General features: G+C 42.6%; 18 protein-coding genes. 17 read left to right on the forward strand and 1 reads right to left on the reverse strand.

What is annotated here, in order from left to right; translation table 11 throughout:
• The first annotated feature begins 16 nt into the window (after nucleotides 1-16).
• The 6 genes from OCV43_RS01050 (at nucleotide 17) to OCV43_RS01075 (ending at nucleotide 7,516) form a co-directional block, all read left to right on the forward strand.
• The gene (locus OCV43_RS01050) at nucleotides 17-2,227 is read left to right on the forward strand and encodes an autotransporter outer membrane beta-barrel domain-containing protein (RefSeq protein WP_262623187.1); all 2,211 of its coding nucleotides are present in this window, start codon (nucleotides 17-19) and stop codon (nucleotides 2,225-2,227) included.
• 33 nt (nucleotides 2,228-2,260) lie between these two features.
• Complete coding sequence (locus OCV43_RS01055; RefSeq protein WP_022242983.1) at nucleotides 2,261-2,836, forward strand: manganese efflux pump; 576 nt, start codon at nucleotides 2,261-2,263, stop codon at nucleotides 2,834-2,836.
• 132 nt (nucleotides 2,837-2,968) lie between these two features.
• A complete protein-coding gene (locus OCV43_RS01060; RefSeq protein ID WP_262623188.1) occupies nucleotides 2,969-4,456 on the forward strand; it encodes an ASKHA domain-containing protein in 1,488 nt (495 codons plus the stop codon).
• 20 nt (nucleotides 4,457-4,476) lie between these two features.
• Complete coding sequence (locus tag OCV43_RS01065) at nucleotides 4,477-6,171, forward strand: B12-binding domain-containing radical SAM protein (protein ID WP_262623189.1); 1,695 nt, start codon at nucleotides 4,477-4,479, stop codon at nucleotides 6,169-6,171.
• Nucleotides 6,168-6,800 (forward strand): endonuclease III, encoded by a 633-nt coding sequence (gene nth, locus OCV43_RS01070; protein ID WP_117696597.1) that lies wholly within the window; start codon nucleotides 6,168-6,170, stop codon nucleotides 6,798-6,800. Before OCV43_RS01065 ends, nth begins: the two co-directional genes overlap by 4 nt.
• Entirely contained in the window at nucleotides 6,797-7,516 is a 720-nt protein-coding gene (locus tag OCV43_RS01075; protein ID WP_262623190.1) for a 3'-5' exonuclease, read from the forward strand. Before nth ends, OCV43_RS01075 begins: the two co-directional genes overlap by 4 nt.
• Here the strand turns inward: OCV43_RS01075 and OCV43_RS01080 are convergent.
• A complete protein-coding gene (locus OCV43_RS01080; RefSeq protein WP_262623191.1) occupies nucleotides 7,513-8,106 on the reverse strand; it encodes a hypothetical protein in 594 nt (197 codons plus the stop codon). The two genes, OCV43_RS01075 and OCV43_RS01080, sit on opposite strands and share 4 nt — an antisense overlap.
• A gap of 352 nt (nucleotides 8,107-8,458) precedes the next feature.
• Between OCV43_RS01080 and OCV43_RS01085 the strand changes: the two genes are divergently transcribed.
• The 11 genes from OCV43_RS01085 (at nucleotide 8,459) to rpsI (ending at nucleotide 17,819) form a co-directional block, all read left to right on the forward strand.
• A complete protein-coding gene (locus tag OCV43_RS01085; RefSeq protein WP_262623192.1) occupies nucleotides 8,459-10,084 on the forward strand; it encodes a VanW family protein in 1,626 nt (541 codons plus the stop codon).
• 117 nt (nucleotides 10,085-10,201) lie between these two features.
• Entirely contained in the window at nucleotides 10,202-11,188 is a 987-nt protein-coding gene (locus OCV43_RS01090) for an AIR synthase family protein (protein WP_262623193.1), read from the forward strand.
• A gap of 31 nt (nucleotides 11,189-11,219) precedes the next feature.
• A complete protein-coding gene (locus OCV43_RS01095; protein ID WP_117696612.1) occupies nucleotides 11,220-11,702 on the forward strand; it encodes an Lrp/AsnC family transcriptional regulator in 483 nt (160 codons plus the stop codon).
• Nucleotides 11,699-12,880, forward strand: a complete 1,182-nt coding sequence (locus OCV43_RS01100) for an aminotransferase class I/II-fold pyridoxal phosphate-dependent enzyme (protein ID WP_262623194.1) — start codon at nucleotides 11,699-11,701, stop codon at nucleotides 12,878-12,880. Before OCV43_RS01095 ends, OCV43_RS01100 begins: the two co-directional genes overlap by 4 nt.
• Entirely contained in the window at nucleotides 12,867-13,364 is a 498-nt protein-coding gene (locus OCV43_RS01105) for a tRNA (cytidine(34)-2'-O)-methyltransferase (protein ID WP_022242739.1), read from the forward strand. The genes OCV43_RS01100 and OCV43_RS01105 overlap by 14 nt, the downstream gene beginning before the upstream one ends.
• 11 nt (nucleotides 13,365-13,375) lie before the next feature.
• Nucleotides 13,376-14,233: an energy-coupling factor transporter ATPase gene (locus OCV43_RS01110; protein ID WP_022242740.1), complete on the forward strand. Its 858-nt coding sequence runs from the start codon at nucleotides 13,376-13,378 to the stop codon at nucleotides 14,231-14,233.
• Nucleotides 14,221-15,090 (forward strand): energy-coupling factor transporter ATPase, encoded by an 870-nt coding sequence (locus OCV43_RS01115; protein ID WP_262623195.1) that lies wholly within the window; start codon nucleotides 14,221-14,223, stop codon nucleotides 15,088-15,090. Before OCV43_RS01110 ends, OCV43_RS01115 begins: the two co-directional genes overlap by 13 nt.
• On the forward strand, nucleotides 15,084-15,938 hold the full coding sequence (locus tag OCV43_RS01120) for an energy-coupling factor transporter transmembrane component T family protein (RefSeq protein WP_117947109.1): 855 nt from the start codon (nucleotides 15,084-15,086) through the stop codon (nucleotides 15,936-15,938). The genes OCV43_RS01115 and OCV43_RS01120 overlap by 7 nt, the downstream gene beginning before the upstream one ends.
• A gap of 71 nt (nucleotides 15,939-16,009) precedes the next feature.
• Nucleotides 16,010-16,747: a tRNA pseudouridine(38-40) synthase TruA gene (gene truA, locus OCV43_RS01125; RefSeq protein ID WP_262623223.1), complete on the forward strand. Its 738-nt coding sequence runs from the start codon at nucleotides 16,010-16,012 to the stop codon at nucleotides 16,745-16,747.
• 234 nt (nucleotides 16,748-16,981) lie between these two features.
• Nucleotides 16,982-17,410 carry a 50S ribosomal protein L13 gene (gene rplM / locus OCV43_RS01130; protein ID WP_262623196.1) on the forward strand — a complete coding sequence of 143 codons (429 nt, stop codon included), beginning with the start codon at nucleotides 16,982-16,984 and terminating at the stop codon, nucleotides 17,408-17,410.
• Between the two features lie 16 nt (nucleotides 17,411-17,426).
• Nucleotides 17,427-17,819 (forward strand): 30S ribosomal protein S9, encoded by a 393-nt coding sequence (rpsI, locus tag OCV43_RS01135; protein ID WP_022242745.1) that lies wholly within the window; start codon nucleotides 17,427-17,429, stop codon nucleotides 17,817-17,819.
• Nucleotides 17,820-18,168: the final 349 nt, after the last annotated feature.

Here is an 18,168-nt window from a genome sequence, read left to right on the forward strand (position 1 = left end):
GAAGGAGGACATAACAATGAAATTTTCAGAATTAAAGAATAAATTCAAAAATAAATATGCGATTCGTGTAATCGCAGGCGTGCTGATGGTGGCAATGCTTGGAACCAGTTATGGCGTATGGCAGGTAAATGCAGCAAAGCCATCTACCGAAAGTGTATCAGAAGAGGCTACGGAAAAAGAAACTTCTACAGAGGAAACAGACACAGAAGATGCAGACGCAGAAGAAACCAAGTCTGAATTAAAAGACCAGCTGGGAAATCTTCTGAATTCCGATAAGGAAACAGAAGAAACCGGAAAAGATGAAACAGTATATATGATTGCAGATGCAGACGGTACCGTAAATAAAACCATCGTAAGCGACTGGTTAAAGAATAAAGAAAATGCAGATACTTTGGAGGATGCATCTGATTTAAAGGATATCAAGAATGTAAAAGGCGATGAGACCTTCAAACAGGATGGAGATAAAGTAACCTGGGATGCACAGGGAAATGATATCTTCTATCAGGGTACTACGGATAAAGAAGCTCCGATTACCCAGAAAATTACTTACTATCTGGATGGAAAAGAAATTGCTCCAAAGGATTTAGCCGGAAAGAGCGGAAAAGTTACCATGCGTTTTGAATTTACCAATAATGAGAAGACAACAAAGACTATCGATGGCAAATCCACAGATGTCTATGTTCCGTTCTCTGTTGTAACCGGAATGGTATTAAATGATAACTTCACGAATGTAGAAGTTACCAATGGAAAAGTAATTTCTGATGGAAAAAACAATATTGTGGTAGGAATCACAATGCCAGGTTTAAAAGAAAGCCTTGGTATTGATGATGCTGACCTTGGTGATGATGTCCAGTTCCCGGATTATGTAGAAGTAACTGCAGATGTAGAAGATTTCTCGCTGGATATGACAGTATCCATGGCATCCAGCAACCTTCTTTCTGAAATGAATGTAAATGGAGATATCGACTTATCTGTATTATCCGATACAATAGATGAGATGACTGATGCATCTGACCAGTTGGTAGATGGCAGCAGCGAGTTATCCGATGGACTGAAAACATTACAGAGCAGTCTTGGAGAATTTAAAGCTGGTGTTGGAACAGCACAGTCTGGTGTGAAAGATTATACTTCTGGTGCATCTGCAGTAGCAGATGGTGCAAATACCTTAAACTCCGGCATTGCAAAGCTTGCAGAAAGTGCTCCGGCACTGACAAGTGGTGTATCTGCATTAAAGACTGGTGTGCAGCAGGCAGGAGCCGGTGCAACACAGATTAATGGTGGAGTTGCCCAGCTGGTAGATGGAATCGGAACCTTGAAATCTACTGTAAATGGCAGTCTTGCAGGAATGGACGCTTATGCATCTTCAGCGGACGCACAGGCAGCATTTGCTTCCGCATTGACTGATTATACCAGTGCAGCAGTAAATTACCTTGCAGTATTACAGCAGTTACAGACCCCGGGAACTACATTAAACGGTGCCTATTCACAGGTAGTAGCAGCAACCGGTGGCGGATTACAGGCGGTTAATGCAGATGCTAATATTTATATGCTGGATGATACAACCAATGCAACGCTTTTAGCAGTAACTACCCAGGCAGGCAGTGCGGTTGATTTCAATAGCTTAAGCACAGCTTATGCAGCCCAGTTACAGAATATTTCAGCAGTTGCAACCAAGCTTGGAACTACAGGTGGTGCACAGGCACTGACTCAGGTACAGGCAGGACTTGCACAGTTTGATGATTCACAGCTTGCAACCTTAAAGGCTGGAGCAGCATCCTTAGATGCAGGCCTGAATGGTGACGATGGAATTGTAGCAGGTGTTAATACATTAGACAGCTCTGTAAATGGCGCACTTTCACAGGGAATTACAGATTTGACCAATGGTGCAAAACAGCTGGCAGACGGAGCAAATACCTTAGTTGCAAATAATGACAAACTGAATGCAGGAATGACTTCTTTGAAGAGTGCAACAGACCTTCTGATAAATGGTGTAGACCAGTTAGAGGATGGCTCTGAGACACTTGCTGATGGAATGGCACAGTTTGATGAGCAGGCAATTGAGAAACTTGCGGATGCTTACAACGGAGATTTGAAAGAACTCTTGGATAAAGTAGATGCAGTACTGGATGCCGGAAATGAATATAACACATTTACCAGAACAGCAGATGGTGTCAAAGGAAATGTAAAATTTATTTGGGAAACTGCTTCCATTAAGGCAGAGGATTAAGTATAATAATTTTAAGAGAAAGGAGGACGGAAGATGAACTGGATAGAAACATTAATAATTGTATGCGGACTTTCCATGGATGTATTTGCTTCAGTAGAATGTCAGGGAGCAATGTTAGCTAAGATTCGTACCAAACAGCTTGTGCTGGTGACATTACTGGTATCCGTATGGCAGGTAATTGTTTTATATCTTGGAAATCTTGGAGCCGACCTCCTGTGTAAATATGATATTAAAGAATCACAGGTTATATTAGGTGAAGTGATTTCAGTGGCAGTATTCCTGTGTCTGGGAATCCGGCTTTTGATTAAAGCCTGGAAGAATGACCGGATTGATGAACGCCGGGAAGAGAACCTTGGCGTACATAAATTCGTACGGATTTGTGCTGTAACATCATTTTATACATTCCTGACCGGTGCGGCATTTGGCTTTCTGGGAACAAGCCTACTGTCATTAATACTGGTTGGAATCATACTTACTGTTGTCTGTGTAGTCGGTGGTGCTTATGTTGGATATCATTTCGGCTATGAACAGAAGACAAAGGTATATCTGATTGGAGGAATTCTTCTTCTGATTGGCGGAGTAGATGTAATAATAAGGTTTATATTATAAATATAAGGGCGTGAAAATACCGCCGGCAGCTGCGTTTGGGAGCGCAGCTTCCGGCGGTATTTGTATTTTCCCCTTGTTAAGTAGTAATGCCGGGGGGTATAATAGCCACAAAGAAAGGAGGCAGTGACCACAATGCTGAAACTTCGAATTGGACAACTACATCAGGACATTATTATGCAGCCGGGAGAAAGCATCGCACAGGCACTGCTTCGGAAAGATTATAAGGTTCCTATGGCATGTGGTGGAAACGGCACCTGTGGGAAATGTAAAGTAGAGATAGATGGTGCATGGGTGAATTCCTGTAAACTCTATCCGAAACCGGAAGAAGATATTATAATTTCTGCCTTTGGCTGGGGAGAGGGAAGAGAAGAATTAACCCGGATTGCAGGAGTAGAAAAAATAAATATAACAGAAGGCAGAGCACGGGAGGCAAAACGACAAACGAGAAAAACTTTCCTTGCAGTAGATATCGGGACTACTACCATAGCAGCGGCACTGGCAGAGAAGGAGACGGGAGCGGTGCTTGCCACAGCAGGCTGCGGCAACAGCCAGCGTATATTTGGACAGGATGTATTAAGCAGAATTAAGGCATCTGTAGCGGGAACGGGTGAAAAATTAAAGACATTAATCCGGCAGGATATTTTAAACCTGTTAGAAGATATACAGAAGAAACAGAAAGACATTGTAATTGAGCATATTTATATTGCAGGAAATACCACCATGGAACATCTTTATATGGGAGATTCCTGTGAGGGACTTGGTAAGGCACCATTTACTCCGGTCAGTCTTGCAGAACGAAAGGACAGCCTTTCGAACATACCGGTGACGTTACTGCCTGGAATTTCAGCATTTGTGGGTGCAGATATTGCAGCTGGCATGCTGGCGTGCGGGATGGATGAAGAAGAAAGACCTTCCCTGCTTCTGGATTTGGGAACCAATGGAGAAATGGTGCTGGCATTAGAGGATAAGATGATTGCCACCTCTGCACCGGCAGGACCGGCATTAGAAGGTGGAAATATTTCATGCGGTGTTGCCAGTGTGACTGGAGCAATCAGCAAGGTGCGTGTCATTGGAGAGCGGACAATTATTGGAACGATTGGAAACACACCGGCAACGGGAATCTGTGGAACCGGCGTGTTAGAGCTGGTAGCAGGACTTTATGAAAATCATATCATAGATGCATCCGGCCAGATGAAGGAAAAATACAGGGAAGAAGGCTTCCCTCTGGCACGGATGAAGGATGGAAAACAGATTACTTTTACCCAGCAGGATATCAGAGAGGTGCAGCTTGCTAAAGCGGCAATTCACAGCGGAATCGAATTACTGTTAGAGCATGCCGGCATTTCCATGGGAGAGATAAAAAAAGTATATTTGGCAGGAGGCTTTGGGGTATATCTGGATGTGCATATAGCAGCAGGCATTGGACTGCTTCCGGCGGAATTAGAGAAGTGTACAAAAGCAGTCGGAAATACATCTCTGCAGGGCTGTATCGCCTATGGAAGTTCGGAAGAAAACAGGAGCCGCACGGAAGAAATGATAAAAAAATGTGAATCAATCAATCTTGCAGAACAGGCGGACTTTGAGGAACGATATGTTGCCAATATGAATTTCCCAGAATAGAAATAAAAGAGGAAGAAATCATGAAGAAAATATTACTCACGGCAGTAAATGCAAAGTATATTCATTCGAATCTTGCGGTTTACAGCCTGCGGGCATATGCCAGAGAATTAAAAGAAAATATAGTACTGGCAGAATATACCATTAATAACCGGACAGAATATATTTTAAGGGAGATTTATCTGAAAAAGCCAGATGTAATCTGCTTTTCCTGCTATATCTGGAACATTTCCATTATTTTAGAAGTGGCAGAGGAATTTCATAAACTTTGTCCCAAGGTTCCAATCTGGGTAGGAGGCCCGGAGGTTTCCTATGAAGTGGAGGCGTTCTTAAAAGAGCATCCGTTTATTACCGGTGTCATAATCGGCGAAGGGGAGAAAACTTTCTCGGAGCTTTGCAGGTATTATGTGAAGGGAGAAGGCAGTTTGGAGGAGATGAAGGGCATAGCCCTTTTTGATGGAGCTGGAAATGTGCAGATTCATGAGTCACAGGAAATTCTTGATATGAATACGATTCCCTTCTGCTATGATTTGTCGGAGGATTTTTCCCACCGGATTATTTATTATGAATCCAGCAGGGGCTGTCCGTTCCGTTGCAGCTATTGCCTGTCCTCGGTAGAGAAGATACTTCGGTTCCGGGATGTGGAAATCGTAAAAAGAGAGTTACAGTTTTTCTTAGACCAGAAGGTAAAACAGGTTAAATTTGTTGACCGTACTTTTAATTGTGACAAAAAGCATGCCATGGCAATCTGGCAGTATATTTTAGGACATGATAATGGAATCACGAATTTTCATTTTGAAATTGCAGCGGATTTGCTGACGGATGAGGAAGCAGACTTAATTGCAAAGATGCGTCCGGGCCTGATACAGTTGGAAATCGGGGTACAGTCCACCCATGATGAAACAATCCGGGAAATCCACCGCCATATGGATTTAAAAGATGTGCACCAGATGATGAAAAAAGTCCAGAAGGCAGGAAACATTCATCAGCATCTGGATTTAATCGCAGGACTGCCTTTTGAAGATTATGAAACATTTACCCATTCCTTTGATGATATTTATGAATGGAAACCGGAGCAGCTGCAGCTTGGTTTCTTAAAGGTTTTAAAAGGCTCTTATATGTATGAACATGCAAAAGAGTATGAGGCAGTATATCGGGCAAAACCACCTTATGAGGTGCTTCGGACGAAGTGGCTTTCCTATGAAGATATCTGTAACATAAAGCTGGCGGAAGAAATGCTTGAGGTATATTATAACAGCACACAGTTTCCGGTGAGCATCCGGCTGCTAGAGACGATACACGAAAGTGCTTATCATATGTTTGAAAATCTGGGACATTTCTATGAGGAACATGGCTACCTTGCCATGAGCCATACCAGAATGCGGCGAAGCGAGATTTTCTTGGAATATGTAGAAAGCCTTGGGGTGGCTGACATGGAAGTGTTCTATCAGGCGGCAACTTATGATATTTACAGCAGGGAAAATGCCAAGAGCCGTCCGAAATGGGCAAAGGATTATGCGCAGTGGAAAGATGTGACAAGAGCATATTGCCCGAAGGGAAGCCTTGCACATATCGAGTGCTTTGACTATAGCTTCGAAGAAGATGCATTTGGCAGAAAATGCGAACCATACTATCTGAAATTTGATTATGAAAACAGAAATCCGCTGACGAATCAGGCGGAAGTTACGATAATTCAGTGGGAGGGAGAGACAAAGTGACAAAAAGGACGGCAGAAATATTAAAAAGATTAGATGAAACTTATGGTACCGAATACATCTGTTATCTGAATCACGAGACACCTTGGCAGCTTCTGATAGCAGTAATCTTAAGTGCGCAGTGTACCGATGCCAGGGTAAATATTGTGACAGAAACATTGTTTAAAAAATATGACACCTTGGAGAAATTTGCCAATGCAGATCTGGCGGAATTAGAGGAGGACATCCGTTCCACCGGATTTTATCACAATAAGGCGAAGAATATCATATCCTGTGCAAGGACGCTGGTTCAGGAATATCATGGAGAAGTTCCGTCTACATTGGAAGAACTTACTTCCCTTGCAGGAGTTGGACGAAAGACTGCAAATGTCATCCGGGGAAATATTTACCATGACCCAAGTATCGTAGTAGATACCCATGTAAAACGTATTTCCAAACGCCTTGGATTTACAAAAGAGGATGATCCGGTAAAAGTAGAATATGATCTGATGAAAGTATTACCGAAGGATCACTGGATTTTATATAACATCCAGATTATAACATTCGGAAGAAATATCTGTTTTGCAAGAGGACCAAAGTGCAGCGAATGTTTCTTGCAGGATTTGTGTAAAGCAGAGGATAAGCGGAAATGATACCACAGGATTATACAGTAATTGACCTTGAAATGACGGGGCTTCATCCGAAAAATGATGCCATCCTTGAGGTGGGAGCAGCAAAAATAAGAAATGGCGAAGTGACGGATACCATGGATATTTTTGTGAATCCCGGCAGGAAAATTACGCAGGAGATAACAGAACTTACCGGAATTACCGATGAGATGGTAAAGGAAGGCTTAAGTCCGGCAGCAGCATTTCATAAGACAGCAGAATTTATCGGAGATGATATTCTGGTGGGACACAATATCATATTTGACTATAGCTTCTTAAAGCAGCAGGCAGTCAATGAGAAAGTGCCGTTTGAAAAAAAAGCAGTAGATACGTTGAAAGCAGCACGCAAATGTATGCTGCGTCCGGAAAAAAAGTCTTTGGAATGTCTCTGCGATTACCTTGATATTGAGCGGGAGCGGGAGCACCGGGCAATCTATGATGCACTGGCAACCCATGAACTTTATCAGTATTTACAAAAGACATATGGAGAAACAAATCCGGAAGTATTTGAACCGAAAGATTTGATTTATAAAACAAAACGCCAGACTCCTGCAACGAAAATTCAAAAAATTCACTTGAAGGAACTGGCGGATTATCATAAAATAGAACTTGACATTGTCTGGGAACAACTGACCAGAAGCGAAGCATCGCGTCTTATGGATAAGTTGATTTCACAGTATGGAAGATGCCCGAAAGATTAGGAAAGTTTTTCTTTGATACGTTTTCTGGAGCCTTCCGGCAGTGTGGCAAGCTTCTGATATACTTCAGTCAGTGAACTGCTGTCGTTTGTTTCTTTTAAAAGAGGAACTAACAACGTATAATTATCTGTAATATCGCTTCCGCAGCGGATGCCAAAGAGCAGAATATCGATGGCGGCTTTTTCTTCAGACTGGTCGCAGAGCAGTTTGCCAAGTTTTGCAATGGTACAGATTAAAGTATTATAATTTTCATCAAACTCGGTCAGAGCTGCAAGGCTGGCAGCACCGTAAGCTAATTTTAGATCGGTATTGGTTTTGCCATTCAGATTAACGATTTTTTTAGCAGACAGATGACGAAGTGTTTCATAAAGGGTGAGGACATCTTCAGATGCCTGTGCCGGGGGAGTCAGCAGTTCTTCCGGAATAGTAATATAAGGAAGGTTGTCAAGACTGCGGCGGCGGGTGGCGTTGGCTTTATTTTCACGGGCCCAGAACTGCTCGGTAATTTCCTGTTCCTGTTTGGTAATCTGACGCTTTCTGGAGTTTAGAAAAACAACAAAAATGATAAAGCATATGAGTATGATAGGAAACATAGTTTGCTCCTTTCGAAAGTATAGTAGTATAAAAATAAATATGAGGTGAATGAAATGATTAATTTTAAAAATTCAAAAGGGAAAAAATATTTCGCAGGATTTATCGCAATTATTCTCGTTGCAGCAATGGTATTATCCCTTTGCATCACTATTTTTTCATAGAATTTTTTATGCATTCATCATGTCATAATATACAGAAATTGCGTATTTCTGTCAAATATATTAGTAGTTATGACGCTTGAAAATGCAAAGTTATATGATAAAATGAGTGTTAGCAAAACTTTCACAGTGTAATCTGGTGAATAAAAAGCTTTAAAATGTCTTGAGGGTTTAAGAGATTGAGAGGAAGAATATGAAAAAAATAAAATTAGTGCTTCCGATTCTGGGACTGGTACTCGCAGTAACAGCGGGTGTATCAGCAACCGCAATTGTGAAAGCGGATGAAAATGCAGAAGTGATTCCACAGAACGTATATATCGGGGATGTGTCTGTAGGCGGAATGAGTGAATCAGATGCAGAGGCAGCTGTAGAAGCAGCAGTATCTGCTTATGAGGATGCGACCTTTGAACTGTCCGCTGCAGAAAACAGTGTAAAGGCAAGCCCTTCTGATCTGGGATTGAGCTGGAGCAATAAGGATATCGTAAAAGAAGCAATGAATTATACCCGTACGGGAAATCTTCTGGAGCGTTACAAAGCGAAGAAAGATCTGGAAAAGGAAAATAAAGTATTTGATATTATATATACCGTAGATACAGACACCACAAAAAGTTTTCTGGAAAATCACGCCAAAGAGCTGAACCAGGAAGCGGTCAACAATGGCCTTACACGTGAGGATGGTGAATTTAAAATCATCGATGGTCAGGAAGGTATCGAAGTAGATGAGGATGCTTCTGTAGAAAGTTTACAGAAATATTTTACCGAAGAATGGAAGGGCGGAGATGCAACCATCAGTCTGGTAGCAAATGTGGTAGAGCCGGAAGGAACTGCAGAAGAACTTTCCAAGGTAAAGGATTTACTGGGCTCTTTCTCTACCGACTTCAGTGATTCTTCTGCCGGTCGTGTGGCAAATGTAAAAAATGCGGTAAGTAAAATCGATGGAACCGTACTTTACCCGGGAGAGGAATTTTCTGTGTATGAAGCTATTGCACCACTGGACGCTTCCGGTGGATATGAACTGGCAGGTGCATATGAGAATGGTACAACCGTAGAATCTTATGGTGGTGGGGTATGTCAGGTTTCCACAACGCTTTATAATGCGGTTATCCGTGCAGAACTGGATATTACCGAGCGTTATGCACATTCCATGCTGGTAACATATGTACAGCCATCTATGGATGCAGCGATTGCCAGCAATTTAAAGGATTTGAAATTTAAGAATAATCAGGAGGCTCCGATTTATATTGAAGGATACTGCAGCGGCGGTATTGTATATTTCAACGTATTTGGTCAGGAGACAAGACCGGCTGACCGTCAGGTAAACTTTGTCAGTGAAACGGTCAGTGAAGAAGAGCCGACTATTCAGGTGCAGACTACCGAAGACCCGATTGGAACTGTAACCGTTCAGAAAGCACACATCGGTAAATCGGCAAAACTCTGGAAGATTGTTACCGTAGATGGCGTAGAAGAAAGCAGAGAGGTATTTAATACCAGTAAATATAAAGCAACACCTAGAATTATTTCTGTTGGTATGGGCTCTGATAATGAAGAGGCAATTGGAGCAATGAATGCAGCGATTGCAACGCAGGATGAAGCAATTATCCGTTCTGCAGCAGCAACCTGGTGCTCAGATGCGGTAGCGGCAAGAGCGGCAGAAGCTGCAGCGCAGCAGCAGCAACAGGCGGCTTCCGGTGGAGTAGAGCCACCGGCTGATGCACCTGCCGCACCAACAACACCGACGACACCAACTACACCAACAACACCAACAACACCGACGACACCGGATACAGGAACCGGAGATGGAGCTGCAACCACCCAGTAAAATGGTGAAAGATGATGCAGGCATGCGATTTTTATCGCCACCCGCGTAAATAAGAAGCAAGAAAGGCTGCCTCGGCTATGAGACAGCCTTATGCTGTAAAAATGGGAAGAAGAATCTATGAAGATAGGAAAAGTGCCGGAAAGTGTATTAAAACGCTCCGTAATCAGACAATTGCATACGAAGAGAAAGGAAGTTGTGTTAGGTGCAGGCGTGGGAGAAGACTGTGCTGCCCTTACCCTTGCCCCGGATGAGATGTTTGTAATGTCTACGGATCCGATTACAGGAACAATCCATGAAATCGGAAAGTTGGCAATTCTCATTACTACTAATGACCTGGCAAGTGCCGGAGCAGAACCAATTGGAGTTATGTTAACCATATTGCTGCCGGAGCACACGGAAGAAAGTCTTTTGAAACAACTGATGCAGGAGCTGGAAGAGGCTGCCGCGGCGGTGTCCGTTCAGATTATGGGCGGACATACCGAGATTACCAGGGTGGTAAATCAGCCACTGGTTACTGTATGCGGTGTAGGGAAGGTAAAGAAGAACGGACTTATTTCTACCGGAGGAGCAAAACCGGGCATGGACATCATTGCCACTAAGTGGATTGGCTTAGAGGGAACAGCTATTATTGCCAATGAAAAGGAAGAAGAACTCTGTACTCATTTTTCCAGGCATTTTGTAGAACAGGCACAGGCACTTGACCGGTATTTATCTGTAATGCCGGAGGCCGCCACCGCCGTGAAGTCTGGCGTGGGAGCAATGCATGATGTAACAGAGGGCGGTATATTCGGAGCACTCTGGGAGATGGCAGAAGCATCCGGCGTCGGACTGGAAATCGACTTAAAGAAGATTCCGCTTCGGCAGGAGACAGTAGAAGTCTGTGAGTTTTTCCATATCAATCCCTATGAACTGATATCCAGCGGCTGTATGCTGATGGCAGCAGTTGATGGAAATGAGCTGATCAGAAGATTAAAGGAAAATGGTATTGAAGCAACGGTAATCGGAAAAGCAACTGCGGGAAATGACCGCGTGCTTATGAATGAGGACGAACGCAGATTTTTAGAACCACCGAAGACGGATGAATTATATAAAGTAATTCAGTAGTAAATCAGAAATCAATTGGAGGAATTGAAGCATGAGAGAGAAGATTTTAACCTTTATAGAGAAGAACAGCAGAATCGATTTAAAAGAGCTGGCTGTTGTATTAGGCGTAGAAGAAGCAGCCGTTATGAATGAATTAGAAGCAATGGAGAAAGAAAATATCATCTGTGGCTATCATACCTTGATTAACTGGGATAAAGCCGGCGTAGAAAAAGTATCTGCATTAATCGAAGTACGGGTTACTCCGCAGCGTGGTATGGGATTTGATAAAGTGGCAGAGCGTATTTACAATTATCCGGAAGTAAATTCTGTATATCTGATTTCCGGAAGTTTTGACCTTTTAGTAACCATTGAGGGAAAGAGCCTGCGTGAAGTATCCCAGTTCGTATCTGAGAAGCTTTCCGCACTGGATTCTGTATTAAGCACACAGACCAACTTTATCTTAAAGAAATACAAAGACCACGGAACCATTATGGCAGCAAAATCAAAAGATGAAAGGATACAGATGATACCATGAGAAATCCATTATCAAAAACAATCGTAACGATACAGCCATCTGGAATCCGGAAATTTTTTGATATTGTAAATGAGATGGAAGATGCTATTTCCTTAGGAGTAGGCGAGCCGGATTTTGATACTCCATGGCATATCCGGGATGAGGGAATTTATTCCTTAGAGAAGGGACGTACCTTCTATACTTCCAATGCCGGATTAAAAGAATTAAAAATAGAAATTGCAAAATACTTATTCCGTAATTATGACTTGCAGTATGATTATCAGCATGAAATCATAGTAACCGTAGGCGGAAGCGAGGCAATTGATATTGCCATGCGTGCCATGCTTGATCCGGGTGATGAAGTATTAATCCCGATGCCAAGTTATGTATCTTATCTGCCATGTGCCGTACTTGCCAATGGTGTGCCGGTACCGATTAATCTTAAGGCAGAAAACGATTTCCGTCTGACTGCAGAAGAATTAGAAGCGGCAATTACGCCAAAGACCAAGCTTCTTGTTATGCCTTTCCCGAATAATCCGACCGGAGCAATCATGGAGAAAAAGGATTTAGAAGCAGTGGCAGAGGTAGTAAAGAAGCATGACCTCTTTGTCATCAGTGACGAGATTTATTCTGCACTGACTTATACCGAGAAGCATATTTCTATCGCATCCCTTCCGGGCATGAAGGAGCGTACCATTGTTATCAATGGATTTTCCAAATCCCATGCGATGACCGGATGGCGTTTGGGCTATGCCTGCGGACCGAGAATCATCTTAGACCAGATGTTAAAGATTCATCAGTATGCAATTATGTGTGCACCGACTACCTCACAGTATGCAGCAGTGGATGCACTCCGGGCGGGAGATGAAGATGTCCAGAGAATGCGGGAAGAATATAATGGCAGAAGAAGATATCTGATGCACCGTTTTGAAGAAATGGGCTTGGAGTGTTTTGAACCATATGGAGCCTTTTACTGTTTTCCATGTATCAAAGAATTTGGAATGACTTCTGAAGAATTTGCCACCAATCTCTTAAAGACAGAGAAGGTAGCGGTTGTTCCGGGAACTGCATTTGGTGACTGCGGAGAAGGATTTATCCGTATTTCCTATGCTTATTCTCTGGATAATCTGAAAGAGGCATTAGACCGTATGGAGCATTACATAACAGGATTGCGAGGCGGGAACAATGGCGAAGCTTAATATCGTACTTTATGAGCCGGAGATTCCTTATAATACCGGAAATATCGGAAGAACCTGTGTAGCAACCGGAACCAGACTGCATCTGATTGAACCGCTGGGCTTCCATCTGACAGAGAAAGCAATCAAGCGGGCAGGAATGGATTACTGGGACCAGCTGGATGTGACAAGATATGTCAATTATGAGGATTTCTTAGAGAAGAATCCGGGTGCAAAGATTTATATGGCAACCACCAAGGGGCGCCATGTTTATACAGAAGTAAATTATGAGCCGGACTGTTATATTATGTTTGGAAAGGAAAGTGCGGGTATTCCGGAAGAAATTCTGATACAGCATCCGGATGAGTGTATCCGGATTCCGATGATTGGAGATACCCGTTCCTTAAACTTATCCAATTCAGCAGCAATTGTATTATATGAAGCACTGCGCCAGAACAATTTTGACCATATGCGGCTGGCGGGTGAACTGCACAGATTACATTGGTAGAAAGGTAAACTATGGGCATCATCAAAGCAAAAGATTTGGTACATGAATATATAAGACGTGATGAAGAAGGCAATGTGGAGTCTATCCAGACTGCCCTTGATAAAGTAAGCCTTGATGTAAAAAAGGGTGACTTTATCGCAGTATTAGGCCACAACGGTTCCGGAAAATCTACCCTTGCCAAGCATATCAATGCAATTTTAGAACCCACAGAGGGAAGTCTCTGGGTAGATGGATTTGATACCACAGATGAGAAAAATATCTGGGATATCAGACAGCGTGCCGGAATGGTATTCCAGAATCCGGACAACCAGATTATTGCAAGCGTGGTAGAAGAGGATGTCGGATTTGGACCGGAAAATATAGGCGTGCCGACAGATGAAATCTGGCAGCGTGTGGAAGAAAGCTTAAAAGCGGTCGGCATGTTAAAATACAGAGAGCATTCCCCGAATAAATTATCCGGCGGACAGAAGCAGCGTGTGGCTATTGCCGGGGTAATGGCGATGCAGCCGGAATGTATTGTTTTAGACGAGCCGACAGCCATGCTGGATCCGGTAGGAAGAAAAGAAGTATTAGAAGCTGTTCATGCACTGAACCGGGAAAAGGGTGTGACCATCATTCTGATTACACATTATATGGAAGAAGTGGTAGAGGCAGACCATGTCTATGTTATGGATGCCGGAAAAGTGGTTATGCAGGGAACGCCGCGCAGCATCTTTTCCCAGGTGGAGCGATTGAAGGAATATCGTCTGGATGTGCCGCAGATTACATTATTAGCATATGAACTTAAGAAGGCGGGACTGGATATACCGGATGGAATCCTGACCAGAGAAGAACTGACGGAGGCGTTGGAAAAGCTATGTCAATCCTAATAAATGAATTAAATTATGTTTACAGCTCAGGCACTGCCTATGAGATACATGCCTTAAAGGATGTTAATCTGAAAATAGAAGATGGAGAATTTATCGGTATCATCGGACATACCGGTTCTGGTAAATCCACCCTGATTCAGCATTTGAACGGACTGGTAAAAGCTACCAGCGGCGGCATTTATTATAATGGACAGGATATTTACGAAGAGGACTTTGATATGAAAGCCCTGCGTAGTAAAGTGGGACTTGTCTTTCAGTATCCGGAGCATCAGCTTTTTGAAACTACCATTTTTGATGATGTATCCTTTGGACCAAAGAACCAGGGACTAACCAAGGAAGAGGCAGGACTTCGGGCATATGAAGCATTACGGAGCGTAGGACTTCCGGAAGAATTATATTATCAGTCACCCTTTGATTTGTCCGGTGGACAAAAAAGACGTGTTGCAATCGCAGGGGTGCTTGCCATGCGGCCGGAGGTGCTGATTTTAGATGAACCGACAGCGGGACTTGACCCGAAGGGCCGTGATGAAATCTTAGATTTGCTTGCAGCAATGCATAAAGAACGTGGAATTACCATCATTCTTGTTTCACACAGCATGGAAGATGTGGCTAAATATGTGGGAAGAATTATTGTAATGAATCAGGGACAGGTGATGTTTGATGATGTTCCAAAGAAAGTATTCCGCCACTATAAAGAACTGGAAGCAATCGGACTTGCGGCACCACAGGTAACTTATCTGATGCATGAATTGAAGGAAGAAGGCTTCCCGGTAAGCACAGATGCAACTACAGTAGACGAGGCACGGGATGAAATCCTGCGTGTAATAACAAAGAGACAGGATGGAACAGTATGTTAAGAGATATTACATTAGGACAATATTATCCGGCAGATTCCGTTATTCATAAGCTGGATCCGAGGGTAAAATTATTTGGAACACTGATTTATATTATTTCCCTGTTTGTATTTAAGGGACTTCCGGCATTTATACTGGCAGCAATCTTTCTGGTAGTATTAATTAAGCTGTCAAAGGTGCCATTTTCCTATATGGTTAAAGGATTGAAAACCATTGTACTGATTATGTTATTTGCAGCGGTATTTAATCTGTTTTTGACACCGGGAACAAAGCTGGTTTCCTTCTGGATTTTTACCATTACTTATGAGGGATTGAAAAATGCTGTTGTCATGATGGTTCGTCTGATTTTCTTAATTATCGGAACCTCGCTGATGACACTTACCACAACACCAAACGAGTTGACAGATGGTCTGGAAAAAGCGTTATCTCCATTGAAATATATAAAAGTACCGGTGCATGAAATTGCAATGATGATGTCAATTGCACTTCGATTTATCCCGATTCTGATTGAAGAAACAGATAAAATCATGAAAGCACAGATGGCAAGAGGAGCAGATTTTGAACATGGAAATCTGATTCAGAAAGCCAAAAACATGGTTCCACTTCTGGTGCCGCTATTTGTATCTGCATTCCGCCGTGCCAATGATCTGGCAATGGCAATGGAAGCCCGCTGTTATCGTGGTGGGGAAGGCAGAACCAAGATGAAACCGCTTCATTACCAGAAACGTGACCGCATGGCTTATCTGACTTTACTGGTCTATCTTGCGGCAGTCATCGGACTTCGCATCCTCTGGATTAACGTATTGTCCGGTATGGCAGCCGGTATACTTCCGGGAGCATTTCCATTATGAGTACAGAGATAAATCCGGTTGTGAACATAGAAGAGGTAGAAGAGCAGAAAACTCCATCTGCCCCAAAACGATTGAAACGGGTGAAGCTAATTGTAGCCTATGACGGTACGAATTATCACGGCTGGCAGGTGCAGCCCAACGGAGAGACCATAGAGGGTGTATTAAACCGCACCTTAAGCAGTCTCTTAGGGGAAAAGATTATTGTGACCGGAGCATCCCGGACGGATGCGGGCGTACATTCCATGGGAAATGTAGCAGTATTTGATACGAAGAGCCGCATTCCGGCGGAAAAGATTTCTTATGCCCTGAACCAGCGGCTTCCGGAGGACATCGTAGTGCAGAAATCAGAGGAAGTACCAGCTGCTTTTCATCCGAGACACTGTGACAGCCGGAAAACCTATGAATACCGGATTTTAAACCGGGAGTTTCCGCTTCCGATGTATCGGAATAACACATATTTCTGCTACCGCAAGCTGGATTTAGAGAAGATGCAGCAGGCGGCAGAATATTTAAGGGGAGAACATGATTTTAAAAGCTTCTGTGCTGCAGCGGCAGTGGTTGAAACAACGGTTCGTACCATTTATGAGCTGACGGTAAGCAGGCAGGAGGATATCATTACAATCCGTGTTACTGGAAATGGATTCCTTTATAATATGGTCCGGATTATTGCAGGAACCCTGCTTCAGGCAGGCATGGGAATGATAGAGCCGGAAGAGATAAAAACAATTCTTGCGGCAAAGGAAAGAAGTGCTGCAGGACCAACGGCACCGGCACAGGGATTAACGATGATTGGAATCGAATATTTATGATAATAAGATAGATGGTATATGGCGAATGTTGTGGAAAATATTTGTAGAGAATTTACTTGACACACGAGGGGTCGTGTACTATAATATCTAAGTCTGACATAGTACAAGAATGTCAATCCAAAGCCCCGGAGCGACATTTCAACTATAGAAACAATAGTGTGGAACGCAAAGCGGACTGCGTCCGGACATTACGCAGAATGTATATGTTCCTTATAATTTCAAGGAGGTAAACCAATGAAAACTTTTATGGCTAGTCCAGCAACCATTGAGAGAAAATGGTATGTAGTAGACGCTGATGGAAAGACATTAGGACGTTTAGCATCAGAAGTTGCTAAAGTATTAAGAGGAAAGAATAAACCAACATTTACACCACATATCGATACAGGTGATTATGTAATCGTTGTAAATGCAGAGAAGATTAAAGTAACAGGTAAGAAATTAGACCAGAAGATTTATTACCATCATTCCGATTATGTAGGCGGTATGAAAGAGACTACATTAAAGGAAATGTTAGCAAAGCATCCAGAAAGAGTTATTGAGTTCGCTGTTAAGGGAATGCTTCCAAAGGGATCTTTAGGAAGAGAAATGTATACTAAATTATTTGTATACGCAGGACCAGACCACAAGCATGAAGCTCAGAAACCAGAAGCTTTAACATTTTAATAGGAGGTAAAAAACATTGGCTAATACAAAGTATTACGGAACAGGAAGAAGAAAATCCTCTGTTGCCAGAGTATATTTAGTACCAGGAACAGGTAAGATTACAGTAAATAAAAGAGATATCGATGAATATTTCGGATTAGAGACTTTAAAAGTTATCGTTCGTCAGCCATTAACAGTTACTGAGACAGCCGACAAGTTCGACGTATTAGTAAACGTAAAAGGTGGCGGATACACAGGACAGGCTGGAGCAATCCGTCATGGTATTGCAAGAGCATTACTTACCGTTGATGCAGATTACAGACCAGTTCTGAAATCTAACGGATTCTTAACAAGAGACCCACGTATGAAAGAAAGAAAGAAATACGGTCTCAAAGCTGCACGTCGTGCACCACAGTTCAGCAAACGTTAGTCGTTTCCGAATTATATTCAAAACATTCAAACAATATTCCCGGAAGCTTTGGGCTTCCGGGATTTTTATCTAAGTACCAGGTCGGGTACACATTTTCCAATATATAGAAATAGTCTTATAAATAGCATTATTTTAACAGAAATTAAGATTATATAATTTCAGATTACCGTTACAATTTAATGATAAGCATTATCATAATCAGAATATGATTACATTTACAAGCTGCTACTGGCGACTATTGCAGCACAAAATGAGCGATTCAGGGAAAGAGCTGTAGACGGGAAGATATAGTTACAGCCGAAAATGAGAGATTCAGGGAAAGAGCTGTAGACGGGAAGATATAGTTACA

It is taken from the genome of Roseburia amylophila, assembly GCF_025567465.1.
Taxonomy (GTDB): Bacteria; Bacillota; Clostridia; order Lachnospirales; family Lachnospiraceae; genus Roseburia_C; species Roseburia_C amylophila.

Bases quoted from the DNA above. Each gene is read 5' to 3' on its own strand.
- OCV43_RS01055 (WP_022242983.1), top strand. From the start codon at position 2,261: ATGAACTGGATAGAAACATTAATAATTGTATGCGGACTTTCCATGGAT.
- OCV43_RS01065 (WP_262623189.1), top strand. From the start codon at position 4,477: ATGAAGAAAATATTACTCACGGCAGTAAATGCAAAGTATATTCATTCG.
- OCV43_RS01050 (WP_262623187.1), top strand. From the start codon at position 17: ATGAAATTTTCAGAATTAAAGAATAAATTCAAAAATAAATATGCGATT.
- OCV43_RS01105 (WP_022242739.1), top strand. From the start codon at position 12,867: ATGGCGAAGCTTAATATCGTACTTTATGAGCCGGAGATTCCTTATAAT.
- OCV43_RS01090 (WP_262623193.1), top strand. From the start codon at position 10,202: ATGAAGATAGGAAAAGTGCCGGAAAGTGTATTAAAACGCTCCGTAATC.
- OCV43_RS01110 (WP_022242740.1), top strand. From the start codon at position 13,376: ATGGGCATCATCAAAGCAAAAGATTTGGTACATGAATATATAAGACGT.
- OCV43_RS01120 (WP_117947109.1), top strand. From the start codon at position 15,084: ATGTTAAGAGATATTACATTAGGACAATATTATCCGGCAGATTCCGTT.
- rplM (WP_262623196.1), top strand. From the start codon at position 16,982: ATGAAAACTTTTATGGCTAGTCCAGCAACCATTGAGAGAAAATGGTAT.
- OCV43_RS01100 (WP_262623194.1), top strand. From the start codon at position 11,699: ATGAGAAATCCATTATCAAAAACAATCGTAACGATACAGCCATCTGGA.
- OCV43_RS01075 (WP_262623190.1), top strand. From the start codon at position 6,797: ATGATACCACAGGATTATACAGTAATTGACCTTGAAATGACGGGGCTT.
- OCV43_RS01085 (WP_262623192.1), top strand. From the start codon at position 8,459: ATGAAAAAAATAAAATTAGTGCTTCCGATTCTGGGACTGGTACTCGCA.
- OCV43_RS01095 (WP_117696612.1), top strand. From the start codon at position 11,220: ATGAGAGAGAAGATTTTAACCTTTATAGAGAAGAACAGCAGAATCGAT.
- OCV43_RS01060 (WP_262623188.1), top strand. From the start codon at position 2,969: ATGCTGAAACTTCGAATTGGACAACTACATCAGGACATTATTATGCAG.
- OCV43_RS01080 (WP_262623191.1), bottom strand. From the start codon at position 8,106: ATGTTTCCTATCATACTCATATGCTTTATCATTTTTGTTGTTTTTCTA.
- OCV43_RS01115 (WP_262623195.1), top strand. From the start codon at position 14,221: ATGTCAATCCTAATAAATGAATTAAATTATGTTTACAGCTCAGGCACT.